The following is a 12,786-nucleotide window of genomic DNA, read 5'->3' as shown; positions in this document are numbered from 1 at the left end:
TGCACCAATGTCTACCCTGGCTGCGGGCCGATGGAAAGAGACGGCGTCTTTGCTCAAGCTTGCCTTGCGTCTGGCCTAGAAGCGGGCAGTGCTGGAAACATCGCCTCTGCTCATGTCTAGTATACCATCTCCTCTGCAACAGCAATCGGCCAATCCTCTCATGGTCTTAGCCCTCTCCCCTTGACGATGGCGACGGCTCAGCTGGGAAAAGCTTTGGCTCTGGCCTGGCACTGACGTCCTTTTAATAGTGAAGACACTGCTCAATCAGCTCTGAATTGTGCTTCACTTATGGTGAATGGCCATTTATGCTTTTCGTGTAGGAAGCTTCTACAGAAGCACAGTTATCGAGTGGTGTACCTTTCTGAAGGGCGATGAATGAGGTGCCGTCACAGCTCAGGAGAGCAAAGGAATGATGCGTGTGAAAGAAAGCGCTGACGAGAGTGAACTTGAGCCTGGGACACGGCTTGGCAACTATTCTCTGATCCGTCAGCTGGGGGAAGGAGGGATGGCGCGCGTTTACCTGGCGCGCCAGATCTACATTGAACGTCTGGTTGCCATCAAAGTGCTGCGTCTGCGGGCCTCGGGCCAGGAGGCTGAAGAGCTACGGCGTGAGGCCCGCCTCCTGGCCGGATTGCCGGCTCATCCTCACATTGTGCAGATCTACGAGTTTGGCTTTGCTGGTCCTGTGCCCTATCTGGTGATGGAATATGCTCCCTACGGCAGCATGCGCAGCTACTGTGGAGGTGGGGTCTGTCTCTTACCGCGCGAGGCCTGTCGTTATCTGCTGCAAGCGGCGGCGGCCCTGCAGACCGTGCACAATTATGGGCTAGTGCATCAGGATGTCAAACCTGACAACCTGTTGCTGGCCAGACCGAACCATCTCCTGCTGAGTGACTTTGGCATTGCGGCCTCGTTGCGTCTGGCGCGTCTGAGAGCGAGCCGCACACTGGTCGGCACTGCGGCCTACATGGCTCCTGAGCAGTTCGAGGGGCGGCCCAGCATAGCCAGTGATCAGTACGCCCTGGCGGTAGTCCTGTACGAGTGGCTCTGCGGGAAGCCGCCGCTGGTTGGCTCATTTATTGAGCTACAGCAGTTCCATCAGCGTAGAATACCGCTCCCCTCGCCGCGGGAGCATGTGCCTGCTCTGCCGCCGGCCATTGAGCCGGTGCTGGAGCGGGCGCTGGCACGCGAACCGCGACAACGCTACCCCAGCATCTGGGCTTTTGCCCGGGCCTGTGAGCGGGCCTTGCTGGGAAAGAGGTCAGGGTGACGACCGCGATATGCGCTAGCCGGCGCGGAGCCGTGGCCAGCCTGGCTCTGGCTAGCTGTTGCCAGGCTGCGCTGCGGGAGTCCCGTCGGTTCCGGCCAGGCCAGGCCAGGCTAGTCCAGGAAGGGAAAAGAAGGCGCAGGCGCCGGGCCGGGACTGATTGTTAGCTCTGGATGTGGGCAAAGAGATCATTTTCGCCCGGCAGGTCGGGGCCGACGCGTGTGGCGGCAAGCTGGTAGCACTCATACCCCCGCCAGCGGCGTTGGATCTCCTGGGGGATGCGGGCCATGATCCCCACGGTCCCGAGCTGTGTCCGATGGCAGGCCCAGGCGCGGTCTTTGAGGTCTAGCACCGAAGACACATCGAGAGCGACGCTGATCTGCTCATCAGGAATACCGAGCTGATCGAGGTCGCTGCCGCGCAGAGCGGTCCCTTCCAAAGAAAGATCTTGCTCTTTGAGCCATGCGGCCAGGGCCTGGATGCCGCTCCGTGGGAAGCCGGTATAATAGAGCTTTGAGACGGCGTGCGCTGGACCTAGCTCGGGATATTGGGCCTCGTCAGCGGCGGCGTAGAAGGCGCCGGTGGCGTAGCGGTAGATGGCGATATGGTCGGGATGGCCGTAGCCGCCAGTTTCGTCGAAGGTCACCATGACCTGGGGGCGAAAGGCGCGGATAATGGCGACCAGCTTGCCAATAACATCGGCAGGAGGAGCCTGGATGAAGGCGCGCGGATCATTGTTGTCTGGCGTGCCCGCCATGCCTGAGTCGCGGTAGTCGAGAAACCAGAGGTGCCGAATGCCAAGGACGTCGGCGGCGGCGCGCAGCTCTTGTTCGCGCACCTGGCCGAGGTTCTCCGGCGTGGCGAGGACAGGGTCTGCGATTTCCCCTACTTCTCCCCGCGTGGCACAGACCAGCCCGGTCTCAACGCCTGCCTGACCGTAAAGGATGAAGGCGCCGCTCATGCTGCCTTCATCGTCGGGGTGGGCGAAGACGCCCAGCAGTCGCCGTGTTGCCATGTTCTCTCTATCCTCTTTGTACGAGCTAGCTGCGTGGAACCTGCTCTACTCTAGCACCGCTGCCGCCTGCTGTCAATTGGAGGCGCCGATCCGCTGTCTGGCCGGCTGCAATGCTTTTCGCCTATCCCTAAAGGTTAGAGGAGGAGATTGCAATAATACTCTATCTTTTCAGAGAAAAATGTGGTACACTGGACGGGGTGAGGGCTTGCGGCCATCGCAGCCTACCCTTATGCTGGCAGATGGCCGGTCGGGTCCGGCGGCAGCAGGGAAGCGCGGATCGCAAGGCGGCAGGTCTGGGCCAGCTCGCTCGCCCGCCTGCTGGTGGCTGGCTGACTGACTGGCTGGCCTGGTAGGCTCATTCATTCTGGTTGCTTGCTGCCTACTTCGTTACCTGCCTGCCTTTTTAGGCGAGCTGACTTTGTGCAAGGAGAGAGATTGATGACGCGAACGTTGCTAGATAAAGAGCTACAGGAGTTGGATCAGCAAATCAATCAGCTTGGCGCGATGGTTGATGAGGCGCTCAAGAACGCGCTCGATGCCTTGCGGACAGGAGACCAGGCGCGCTCGGGCATGGTCATAGAGGCGGATGCGCGTGTCGATAGCTTGCGTGCCGCTATCGAGGAGCATACGATCCGGCTACTGACCCTCCAGCAGCCGCTGGCAGGGATGGACCTGCGTTATCTGACGGCGGCTCTCTCGATCGCCGGTGATCTGGAGCGCATTGGCGATGGGGCGGCGGGCATTGCCACGATCATTCTGCGCATGATGCCGCTGCGGGCAGAGGCCGCCTCGCAGGTGGAGGTGGATAGCCGTCTGGCTGATGGTGACTCTGGCAATGGTCCTGGGCCGGCTCAGGTGGCAGGGCGGCAGGAGCACCATCGCGGCGTCAGCGAGGCCTCGATTATGCAGGGCATTCTTGACCTGGGCCAGGAGGCGCGACGGGTGCTGCAGGGCACGATGCAGGCTTTTGCGCAGCGCGATGCGGCGGCGGCCCGCCATCTCTGGCAAGAGGATGACGTGGTCGATGTGCGCTATCATCTGGTGCGCCATGATCTGATGGCCATGCTGGCGGGGGCGCAGGCGATTCCTGCGCTGCAGAGCGACCCGCGCATCCTGCAGCGCGCGACGTACTTGCTCTGGATCGCCCACAAGCTGGAGCGCGTTGCTGATCACTGCACCAATATCTGTGAGCGCATCGTCTTCATCGTTGAAGGCGAGGCGGCAATTGCCGAGCGCGAACAGGAGTGAGCTGGCTGACAAACCGACTCTGGCGGGAAGAGTGGACCGGGCAGGCTCCAGCGGGGCCTGCTCGTTGCACGTCTCGGACGACTGTGCTACACTGAGACTCATCCATCCATCCATTCATTCATTTGCTCACTTACTGACCTGCCTGCCTGGCCTTGCGAGAGAGGGGTGCACCGTGTGGGCGGCGCTGGCGTTTGTGGAGGTAGCGGCCTGCAGAGCAGAAATATCGGCGAGAGAGGCATAGTATGCTGGATGAGGTTCTGGAGCATAATCAGCGCTTTGTGGCCGCGCATCAGTTGTCGCCGCTGAGCCATCTGCCTCGGCGGCGGACGGCGGTGGTGACCTGTATGGACTGCCGTTTGGTGGGCCTGCTGGAGCAGGCGCTGGGGCTGGAGCGCGGCGATGTGGTTGAGCTGCGCACGGCGGGGGCAACGGTGGCCGTGCCTGGACGTGAGGGTGAAGGAGTCAATAGTGATCTGGTCCGCTCGTTGGCGGGGGCTATCTATTTGCTTGGCGTGCGTGAGGTGCTGGTGATCGGCCATACAAACTGTGGTCTGGCCCATGTCGATCCGGCGGCGCTGACTGGTTCGATGCAGGCGCTGGGGGTGGAGCCGCAAGGCCTGATTGAGCGCTATGGCCTGGGTGACCAGGCCGGTCTGGTGCGCTGGCTGGGTGCCTTCTCCCAGCTGGAGGAGAATGTGCGCGAGGTCGTGCAATTTCTTCGTAACAGTCCCTTCCTGCCCAAGTTGCCAGTGCACGGCCTGGTGATCGACGTGGTCAGCGGCAAGCTGGAGCTGGTCGATCGCGACACGCGCCCGGGGCTTGCCAGCTAGCGCTGGTGCAGCTCTCTACTGAGGGATGAAGGAGCGCTGGCGTGGCTGGCTGCTTTATCTGGCCACGCCGCTCCAGGTCTCCGCGCGGCTGCGCGACTGACGTGTGAGGCATAGTGGATCAGGGGGGGCTTGGGTGAAGAAAGGGAGCGGAGCGGGGCGGTTGGCAACTGTGGTCTGTACGTCAGCTCGAAAATCTGCTATAGTGGGAGACACCTCCAGGTTGATAGTCAGGTAGCGTTTCTAGCTTTTGTGACCAGGATGGCAGAAGCGTTGAAAGACAGAGATGCTTCGCCGGAACCAGGCGCTCAAGAGAAAGTTCAGCCGGGTTATCTTGGCCCGACGCCTCCGCCCGGTCGCCCGCCGGCCAAGGGGCAGCGTATCTATGTAGAGCGACCGGAGCAATTGCTCGACGCTGTCGAGATCTTACGCACGGCCCGCATCATTGGAGTCGATGCCGAGTTTGTCCAGGGTCGCTCGCGGCTCCTGGGCGAGAATGGTCCTTCTCATCGCCTGGCTCTGCTGCAGTTGGCGATCGATGGCCAGTGCTTTGTGATCGATGCCTGGCGCCTCGCTGATCTCTCCCCTCTGGCGGTGGTGACCGAGAATGCGGAGATCAGTATTCTGCTGCATGGGGCGGGGGCTGATCTGCATGTGATGGCCGAGCGCGGTCTGAATGTGGCGCACTATTTTGATCTGGAGGCCGCAAGCCGCTCGATCTTCGGCCAGAACGAGTCGTCGCTAGCGGCAATGTTGCAGCGGGCCTTTGGCATCCATCTTGATAAGAGCCTGCAGCGCACCGATTGGGCACGGCGTCCGCTGCCGCCGGCGATGGTGGCCTATGCGGCGCGGGACGCTGAGATGACGCTGGCTCTCTACTACTGGCTCGATGAGCACTATCACGATATCCTGGTGCTTCATGAGTACGTTGGCGAGCTGGAACCAGTCGCCGACTGGATTGAGCCGTTTCTGCGCGGGTCGTCGTCACTGCCTGCCGAGCTGGCGGTGGCCGAGGCGCGCGCGAAGGGGCTATTGAGCGAGGAGCAGATCTACGCCGATTGCCGCGCTGCCCTGCTGAGCCTGCGCCATCCCATGCGCCGCAGCCGGCTCCTGCGCCTGATCGCCGATCTCTCGCTGACCGGCCTGGCGCCCGAGCTGCAAGCCTTGCTCAAGGCGCCGACCTCCGATGAACGTGCCGCCGCCGCGCGAGCTTTGGGCCGCTTGGGGCACCAGAGCAGCCGCGAGGCGATCCGCTCCCTGTTGCAGGACCCTGTCTACGATGTGCGCAAGGCTGCGCAATCTGCCCTGCGTACCCTCAATTCTTCTCCTCGTCCGCTGACCGCGCAGCCGACCCGCCTCACCGATGGCGCCCGCAGTTGGACGATTGGCGAGAGCGACGATGCGGCCAGCGACAGCGATTGGAAGGCCCGCCTCCGCTCACTTATGGATGAGTGAGTGGGTGGCGCTCGCCTCGATAGCTGGCGCTGTTGTTATCGGTCTCGATGAGCCTGACCTCGTAGAGCAGGCCCGGCGGAAGGGCCGCCTCCAGCCGCTCCCAGAACTTGATGACCAGGTTCTCAGTGGTGGGAATGCTCTCGCGCAGCCAGGGCACGTCGTAGTTGAGATGGCGATGGTCGACCTGGTCAACAATTTCGCGGTGCATGATCTCGCGCAACTCGGCCAGGTTCATCAGCATGCCCGTGTGTGGGTCTGGTTCGCCACGCAGGGTCACCTCCAGGGTGTAGTTATGCCCGTGCCCGTTGGGATTGGCGCATTTGCCGTAAAGCTCCCAGTTTTCACGCTCGCTGAGGGCTTCGCTCCAGAGCCGATGCGAGGCGCTGAAGCTGGCGCGACGTGTTAAGTAGACCGTTGCCATAGTCCCGTCTTGTTCTCCCGTCTTGTCCACTCACTGGTCGACTGCTGGTAGATGATGGACGGCCATCTACCTGTCGGCTCGTCTCTTGTGACTGGTTCGCCTGACTCTGCTAGCTCTCCTGGCCCTCCTGGCCTCCCCCGGCTGACTGATCCTCTCAGCTCGCTCGCTAGGCGTTGCTGTAGATCTCCAGGTTGGTGCCGCTGAGCATGCGCCCGCTGTCGTCGGCCAGGAAAAGCAGGATCTCGGCCATGTCCTCTGCTCTCATGCCGGGCTTGAGATGGGGCGCGGCCTGGCGCAGCATGTCGGTGTCAACTGCCCCTGGACTGACGGCGCAGACGCGGATGTTGTGGGCTTTTCCTTCCAGGGCCAGGATCTCGGTCAGGCTGGCGACACCTGCTTTGGAGACGTTGTAAGCGCTCAAGCCGGGGAATTTTTCGACGCCCTTGACCCCCGAGAGCGATGAGATGTTGATGATGACGCCCTGGCCCTGCTCGGCCATCAGGCGGAAGGCTGCCCGACAGCACAGAAAGGTACCGCGCAGGTTGACGGCCAGAACACGATCCCAGGTGGCCGTGTCCATTTCGCGAAAGGAGCGCACGGCCACGATGCCAGCGCTGTTGATGAGAATGTCAACGCGCCCGTAGTGAGCGCGGGCCTGTTGAAAGAGGTGCTCGACATCTTCTTCGCGGGCCACGTCACCTGCGATGGCAAGGACCCGGCCTCCCTGGCGCTCGATGAGGGCGCGCGTCTCGTCGAGATGCTCTGGTGTGCGGCTGAACAGGACAAGCAAGGCCCCCTCGCGCGCGAAACGCTCGGCGGTGGCGCGCCCAATGCCCCGGCCTGCTCCAGTGATGACGGCGACACGATCTTTGATGCTCATGTTCGGAATTATAACAAACGTGGGCAGGCTTTTTCATGCTCTCCCGTTGTGACGCTGCCGGTTCGGAGAGAGCTGGGGGCCGCGCCGCCAGAAAGGGGGATTTGACAGCGACCAGGCTTGTGGCGCACAATGCTCCTGATGAGGGCGAGCGCGCGGGGAGGGACGGCTGAGGCTGGGCGTGACAGGGTGGGCGGCCTTGTGAGCTGAGGTGGTGAGGTGAGACTTGCTCTCGTTCTGGAGGAGGCTAAGGTAGCGAAGACGATGCGACTGGCACTGATTGCTCCCTGGGTGGTGGCGCCGCCGATCATCGGTGGGCTACAGATCCGCTTTTATCAGCTTCAGTCTCTGCTGGCGCGCCTGGCAGGTGCGCAGGGACTGGCCGTCTGGGACCTGCGTGAGGGCGGCCCGGTCTCGTTGGAGGAGCCGCCGCTCTCTGATCCGCGGCGTCCCGAGCTGGCGGCTTTTGTGCCACCGCATGGTGTTCGGGCACTGGGACTGCGCCTGTGCCATCTGTGGCCGGGCTATGTGGCTCCCTCGCTGGCTGACCAGCGTCGGCGCTTGCTGGACTGGCTGGCGCAGCAGCAGGTGACGCATGTCGTGCTGGTCCATCCCTATGCCAGCGAGCTGGCGCCAGTGCTGAAACGACGTGGGCTGCACGTCTTTATCGATTGCCATAATGTTGAAAGCGAGCTGGCGCTGCAGCTGGCGGAGCTGGCCGGCTCAGCGCGCGAGGCAGAGGAGGCGCGCCTGCGCCATCTGGTCTTTCGTCGGCGTGAGCGCCGCTGCTTCCCGGCTGCCGATGAGGTCTGGCTGCCGTCGGAGGAAGATGTCTGCCGCCAGCAGCAGGTGTGTGGGGCTGGCGCAGAGCTGCGGCTGCGCGTCGTGCCGAACGCTCTCGATTTGCGTCAGTATGAGCCGCCGCGGGCGCTGGAGGCTGCCAGGGCTGGAGCTGAAGCCGAAAGCGAAGCGGAGGAGACGCTGGATATCGTCTATCCGGCAGAGTTCGGCTATGGTCCCAATGTGGAGGCGGCGGTCTTGCTGAGCGAGCGCATTCTGCCCGCCGTGCGTCGTCGCTGTCCACGGGCGCGTCTCGTGCTGGTTGGGCGCGATCGCTATGGGCTGGTGGCCTGTCTGCGCCGTGAGCCGGAGGTCGTTGTCACTGATACCGTTCCTGATGTGCGCCCGTATCTGGCGCGGGCGGCGGTTGTGCCGGTGCCGCTGCGACATGGTTCGGGCACTCGCTACAAGATCCTGGAGGCGCTGGCGCTGGAGCGCGCTGTGGTCACGACGCCGCGCGGAGCCGAGGGCCTGGCCCTGCGCGATGGTGAGCATGTGCTTGTACGCGAGCCAGGGGACTTCGATGAGGCCATTGTGACCCTGCTGCGCGATCGGCAACTGGCGCGTCAGCTTGGGCGCAACGGGCGGCGCCTGGTAGAGGCGCGCTATTCCTGGGAGGCGCTTGAACCACTGCTGCGCGCGGCACTGGAGGAAAGCGGGCGAACGTCAAGGCAGGGCGGTGCTTGTTGAAATGACTTGGCATCTGTTATAATGCATCAAGTGTACTCTCCGCAGCATCGAGCGGAGAGCGGGGCGCCGAGGCACTGGCTGGCTAGCTGACAGGCAAACGGACGGGCCTGGCCGCGTGTGACGAATAGGACAGGTGGCGAGGAGGCAAGTCCCATTCGAGGGAGAACTATGACGACGAATACCAGACTCTTGCAGGGGTCGCTGAGAGATTTCGGGCTGGTTGAAATTCTGCAGATGATGGAGCTGGGGTCGGCGACGGGTGCCTTGCACTTGAAGCACGAGCAGGGGCGGGTCGGTATTCTCTATTTCAGCGATGGTAAGATTGCCAACTGCTCTGAGCTTGATTCTTGCGCGCTGACCCTGGGCGATGTGCTCCAGCAATTGGGGATGGCCACCTATCAGGAGGTGGAGTTAGCCTTTAACCAGCAGCTGCAGGACGCTTTCGGGCGCCGCATCGGCGAGCGCCTGATTGCCATGCGCGTCATTAATGAGCAGCAGCTCTACGAGGCCCTGCGTACGAAGGCCCTCTGGACGGCGCGCGAGCTGGCCCTCTGGCGTGAAGGCACCTATGAGTTCATTACCAGTCCCAAAAAGCAGGCTTTTCTGCCCTATGGAGAGCAGTCGCTTGACCTGGAGATCGTGCGCGTGACGATGGAGATGGTGCGCTATGCGGATGAGTGGGAGCAGCTCAAGCTCTATCTGCCCAATGGCATGCGCACCGTGCTCCAGCTGGTGCCGGCGATCCCCTACCCGCTCAGCTTCAACGGGCGGGTGATCGAGGTGCTGCAGCGGGTGACGATCCATCGCTGGGTGCGCAAGGTCGCCACCGGCCTGCGCCGGCCCGAGTTGGAGGTGGCGCGCGACCTGGCGGCGCTCGTGCAGCAGCGGCTGATCGTTCCTTTGGCCGAGGAGCCGCATCCACCCTCACGCGGCGCGCGGACGGTCCGCCTGCCTGGCCCCGCCGAACGGATGCGCATGGAGAGCTTCGAGCTGCTGAATCTGATCAGCCGCATGGAGCAGGATTGGTATAAGCGCAAGAGTCCGGTCGAGCAGTTGCCGGCCCTGGTGCACTATATCAACTGGACGATGGAGGCCCTGGCCGAGACCTGCCGTGCCAATGGGACCGATCTGGACCCCAATACGCTGGAGGCTCTGCTAACGCGCGAGCATCTGCGCTATATGGGGAACTATAAGTTCATTATCCAGAATAATCGCATCGATGTGGAGAATTTCACGGCCCTCTGCCATGAGGTGCTCCACGGTGATCTGCAGCGCTCCAAGGAGTTCTACGAGGAAGCGCTCTCGGTGCTCTCGCGCATCTTGCGCGTGATCTTTGAGACGATTAACTCACGCGTGGCCTCGCTCTACGAACGGCTGGAGAATCAAGAGGTCTGGGAAGCTTTCTTCTCGCTCTTTGAGCCGCCTCAGAACTGAGCCTGAACCGCACTGGCCCCGAGAAGAGAGCGGCAGAGGAGGGCAGCGGCGCGGCGGGTCAGGTGCTGCTGGTCGTCCTGGACCGGCCTGATCCGGTTCGGTCCCTGGAGCCGCCAGGCCGCTGCCTGTGATTGGCCTTGTCTGCCGTAGGGGAGGGAAGGCTATTCGTAGACGACGGCGACAGTCTTGACCTCGCTGTAGTCGGCGACGGCGTTAGGCCCAAGCTCGCGGTGACCGTTGCCGCTGGCCTTCATTCCCCCAAAGGGCATGTGGATCTCCGAGCGGGTGGTGGGGGCGTTGACGTAGATCAACCCCGACTGGATGTCGCGCATGGCGCGGAAGGTGTAGTGTGTGCTGCGTGTGAAGATGGCCGTCGAGAGGCCGTAGATCGTGCTGTTGGCGACGGCGACGGCCTCTTCGTAGGAGGCCACTGGGATGATGGAGACGAAGGGACCGAAGATCTCTTCACGGGCGATACGCATCTCGGGCTGGACCTCACCGAAGATGGTCGGCTGATAGAAGGCCCCATCGCTGTATTCTCCCTCACGTAGTGGATTGCCCCCATACAGAAGTCTGGCTCCTTCACGCTTGCCCAGCTCCGTGTACTCGTGCACGGCCTGCACGCGCCCTCGGTTGACGAGCGGCCCCATGTCGATATCTTCGCGCAGGCCATCACCGATGCGCAGGCTGGCGGCGGCTTCAATAAGGCGCTCGCTGAATTCGGAGACGACTGCGCGGTGGACGATGACGCGGCTGGTCGCTGTGCAGCGCTGGCCAGTGGTGCCGAAGGCTCCCAGAGCGACGCTGGCGACGGCACGCGGCAGGTCGGCGTCCTCCAGCACGATGACGGCGTTCTTGCCGCCCAACTCCAGCGCGCAGCGGCGCAGGTCGCGACCGCACAGCTCGGCGACGCGTCGTCCGACTTCGGTCGAGCCGGTCAGGGAGATCATGTTAACGTCGGGATGGCTGGCCAGGGCTTCGCCCAGGGTGCCACCAGGCCCGGTGACAACGTTGAAAAGGCCGTCAGGAAGACCGGCTTCCTGCAGGACCTGGGCCAGCTTGAGAGCCAGCAAGGGGGTGTCGCTGGCGGGCTTCAAGACAACGGCATTGCCTGCCTGCAGGGCAGGAAAGGTTTTCCAGGCGGGAATGGCCAGAGGGAAGTTCCAGGGGGTGATAAGACCAACGACGCCTAGCGGCTGGCGCACGGTCAGATAGAGCTTGCCGCGCTGAACCGAGGGGACGGTCTCGCCTTCGGCACGCCAGCCGTCGCTGGCGATGTAACGGGCAACATCGATGGCCGTCTGGACTTCGCCCCGCGCCTCGTTGAGGATCTTGCCCATCTCGCGCGTCATGAGGACCGCCAGCTCTTCCTGGCGCGTCTCCAGGATCTGAGCCGCCCGCTGCAGGATTGCGGCGCGCTGGGGGGCAGGTGTGGCCGCCCAGGCCGGTTGCGCCTGGCGCGCGGCGCGCACGGCCTCATCAAGGTCTGCGACGCTCGATTGCTGGTAGTAGCCGATGATTTCGGAGAAATGGGCCGGGTTGGTGCTGACAAAGGTGGCCCCAGTCGCCGAGGGGCGCCATTGGCCACCGATGAAGTTATAGAAGACCGGCGGCTCGCTGCGCGCCGGAAGGTCTGTCTGGACGTGTGGCTGTGTCATAGAAAAGGTCACTCCTCGCTGAGAATCGTCACATTCACGTCATCCCTGTGGGAACAGCGCGGGATCGGCTCTGATCAGCGGCTGCTGGCTGCTGGCCGGCCTGGCCGCTGGCAGCCGATCCTCATTATAGCATACCAGTACCTGTGCTTCTGATCTGCTGAGTCAGGTTGATCTGCTCACACCTTGACCCAGGCTGCTCGTCTGACCTACATTCTCTACGTGTGACTCGTCTGCATAGTCAGGTGCCAACCTGGAAGTTTTCCTAGCTTTCTTCCCCGGCCTTCTGACGGTGCGCTCCGTCCGACGCCAGACTATACTGTTTCGTGGGTGACAAGACCCGTGGGAGCGTACCATGCCCCCTGCCCGGAGCCTGTTGCATTGTGGAACCCGGCAGGCCCCGGTGTCTGGCGGGCAGGCCATACTCTCTGACAGAAGCGTGCGAGGCGTCAGACTGGCCTGCCCGGCGCCAGGGAAGTCATCGGACGTGGCTTCAAGGGTTCCGGCACGGTCCGACTGCCACGGGTCGCACACCTGCCCCTGTCCTTTGTTGAACAGAGGTGCCAGACAGAGGGCAAGGCCCCATTGACCCCGCGCCCGTTGCGCCTGGCCTGGTCTCTTCTCAGCCTGTCCGGGCTGCGGTCCAGCGAGCGAGCTGAAAGGAGTAAGTAAGCGTTATGTCACAGCAGTGGGCCTATAAGGTCGCTTATATTGATACCCGTGGACGCATCTCCTGCGAAGGCCTGGAGACGCTGATCGGCAACGAGCGACGCAGTGCCTTCGTGCGCCGCTATCTGAGCAGCCTGGGCCGCGAAGGCTGGGAGCTGGTAGGTATTCAGCCCCTGACCTCAACCTCGGCCTACTATGTCTTCAAGCGTCCAGCTCAGGAAGGTGACTACAGCGAGTCGGCGCCAGCCGCGGAGCAGCCGCGCGCCGAGCCAAGCAGCGGCGGCCCAGCTATCGAGACGGCCTAAGCTCTCCTGCCGTCCTTACCGCCCTCGATGTGGGTGCACGCACAGGACAAAGCGCGACCCGGCTTCCTCTCCCGACCGCTTGC

Annotated in this window: 12 protein-coding genes; 7 read left to right on the top strand and 5 right to left on the bottom strand. The window is 63.0% G+C overall.

Annotated features, from left to right (window positions below; all coding sequences use genetic code 11):
* Positions 1 to 409 precede the first annotated feature (409 nt).
* Entirely contained in the window at positions 410 to 1,270 is an 861-nt protein-coding gene (locus tag KTAU_RS05830; protein ID WP_151727443.1) for a serine/threonine-protein kinase, read from the top strand.
* Positions 1,271 to 1,430: 160 nt separating this feature from the next.
* Here the strand turns inward: KTAU_RS05830 and KTAU_RS05825 are convergent, their stop codons facing one another.
* Both KTAU_RS05825 and KTAU_RS22135 read right to left on the bottom strand, forming a co-directional pair.
* Entirely contained in the window at positions 1,431 to 2,282 is an 852-nt protein-coding gene (locus tag KTAU_RS05825) for a PIG-L family deacetylase (RefSeq protein WP_112429803.1), read from the bottom strand.
* A 227-nt stretch (positions 2,283 to 2,509) separates the two neighbouring features.
* Positions 2,510 to 2,641, bottom strand: coding sequence for a hypothetical protein (locus KTAU_RS22135; RefSeq protein ID WP_265576123.1), 132 nt, complete (start codon positions 2,639 to 2,641; stop codon positions 2,510 to 2,512).
* 79 nt (positions 2,642 to 2,720) lie between these two features.
* Between KTAU_RS22135 and KTAU_RS05820 the strand changes: the two genes are divergently transcribed.
* From KTAU_RS05820 to KTAU_RS05810, 3 genes are all read left to right on the top strand, one after another.
* Positions 2,721 to 3,530: a phosphate signaling complex PhoU family protein gene (locus tag KTAU_RS05820; protein ID WP_151727442.1), complete on the top strand. Its 810-nt coding sequence runs from the start codon at positions 2,721 to 2,723 to the stop codon at positions 3,528 to 3,530.
* Positions 3,531 to 3,772: 242 nt separating this feature from the next.
* On the top strand, positions 3,773 to 4,360 hold the full coding sequence (locus KTAU_RS05815) for a beta-class carbonic anhydrase (protein WP_151727441.1): 588 nt from the start codon (positions 3,773 to 3,775) through the stop codon (positions 4,358 to 4,360).
* A 270-nt stretch (positions 4,361 to 4,630) separates the two neighbouring features.
* Positions 4,631 to 5,812 carry a HEAT repeat domain-containing protein gene (locus tag KTAU_RS05810; RefSeq protein WP_170293083.1) on the top strand — a complete coding sequence of 394 codons (1,182 nt, stop codon included), beginning with the start codon at positions 4,631 to 4,633 and terminating at the stop codon, positions 5,810 to 5,812.
* On the opposite strand, the gene KTAU_RS05805 is transcribed toward KTAU_RS05810, so the two are convergent.
* A complete protein-coding gene (locus KTAU_RS05805) occupies positions 5,799 to 6,233 on the bottom strand; it encodes a 6-carboxytetrahydropterin synthase (RefSeq protein WP_112429794.1) in 435 nt (144 codons plus the stop codon). The genes KTAU_RS05810 and KTAU_RS05805 overlap by 14 nt on opposite strands.
* Before the next feature lie 166 nt (positions 6,234 to 6,399).
* Positions 6,400 to 7,113 carry an SDR family NAD(P)-dependent oxidoreductase gene (locus tag KTAU_RS05800; RefSeq protein WP_151727439.1) on the bottom strand — a complete coding sequence of 238 codons (714 nt, stop codon included), beginning with the start codon at positions 7,111 to 7,113 and terminating at the stop codon, positions 6,400 to 6,402.
* Between the two features lie 261 nt (positions 7,114 to 7,374).
* On the opposite strand from KTAU_RS05800, the gene KTAU_RS05795 reads away from it, so the two are divergent.
* Positions 7,375 to 8,640, top strand: a complete 1,266-nt coding sequence (locus tag KTAU_RS05795; protein WP_151727438.1) for a glycosyltransferase family 4 protein — start codon at positions 7,375 to 7,377, stop codon at positions 8,638 to 8,640.
* Between the two features lie 168 nt (positions 8,641 to 8,808).
* Entirely contained in the window at positions 8,809 to 10,074 is a 1,266-nt protein-coding gene (locus KTAU_RS05790; protein ID WP_151727437.1) for a DUF4388 domain-containing protein, read from the top strand.
* Positions 10,075 to 10,235: 161 nt separating this feature from the next.
* On the opposite strand, the gene KTAU_RS05785 is transcribed toward KTAU_RS05790, so the two are convergent.
* Entirely contained in the window at positions 10,236 to 11,732 is a 1,497-nt protein-coding gene (locus tag KTAU_RS05785; protein ID WP_151727436.1) for an aldehyde dehydrogenase family protein, read from the bottom strand.
* Positions 11,733 to 12,406: 674 nt separating this feature from the next.
* Between KTAU_RS05785 and KTAU_RS05780 the strand changes: the two genes are divergently transcribed.
* The gene (locus KTAU_RS05780; RefSeq protein WP_069804937.1) at positions 12,407 to 12,703 is read left to right on the top strand and encodes a DUF4177 domain-containing protein; all 297 of its coding nucleotides are present in this window, start codon (positions 12,407 to 12,409) and stop codon (positions 12,701 to 12,703) included.
* Positions 12,704 to 12,786 lie beyond the last annotated feature (83 nt).

Origin of the sequence: Thermogemmatispora aurantia (assembly GCF_008974285.1) — a bacterium.
Classification (GTDB): Bacteria; Chloroflexota; Ktedonobacteria; order Ktedonobacterales; family Ktedonobacteraceae; genus Thermogemmatispora; species Thermogemmatispora aurantia.
This window is presented reverse-complemented; position numbering and strand designations above follow the sequence as displayed.

Excerpts from the sequence above, each read along its gene's own strand:
- KTAU_RS05830 (WP_151727443.1), top strand. The coding sequence starts at position 410 with ATGATGCGTGTGAAAGAAAGCGCTGACGAGAGTGAACTTGAGCCTGGG.
- KTAU_RS05825 (WP_112429803.1), bottom strand. The coding sequence starts at position 2,282 with ATGGCAACACGGCGACTGCTGGGCGTCTTCGCCCACCCCGACGATGAA.
- KTAU_RS22135 (WP_265576123.1), bottom strand. The coding sequence starts at position 2,641 with ATGAGCCTACCAGGCCAGCCAGTCAGTCAGCCAGCCACCAGCAGGCGG.
- KTAU_RS05820 (WP_151727442.1), top strand. The coding sequence starts at position 2,721 with ATGACGCGAACGTTGCTAGATAAAGAGCTACAGGAGTTGGATCAGCAA.
- KTAU_RS05815 (WP_151727441.1), top strand. The coding sequence starts at position 3,773 with ATGCTGGATGAGGTTCTGGAGCATAATCAGCGCTTTGTGGCCGCGCAT.
- KTAU_RS05805 (WP_112429794.1), bottom strand. The coding sequence starts at position 6,233 with ATGGCAACGGTCTACTTAACACGTCGCGCCAGCTTCAGCGCCTCGCAT.
- KTAU_RS05800 (WP_151727439.1), bottom strand. The coding sequence starts at position 7,113 with ATGAGCATCAAAGATCGTGTCGCCGTCATCACTGGAGCAGGCCGGGGC.
- KTAU_RS05795 (WP_151727438.1), top strand. The coding sequence starts at position 7,375 with ATGCGACTGGCACTGATTGCTCCCTGGGTGGTGGCGCCGCCGATCATC.
- KTAU_RS05790 (WP_151727437.1), top strand. The coding sequence starts at position 8,809 with ATGACGACGAATACCAGACTCTTGCAGGGGTCGCTGAGAGATTTCGGG.
- KTAU_RS05785 (WP_151727436.1), bottom strand. The coding sequence starts at position 11,732 with ATGACACAGCCACACGTCCAGACAGACCTTCCGGCGCGCAGCGAGCCG.
- KTAU_RS05780 (WP_069804937.1), top strand. The coding sequence starts at position 12,407 with ATGTCACAGCAGTGGGCCTATAAGGTCGCTTATATTGATACCCGTGGA.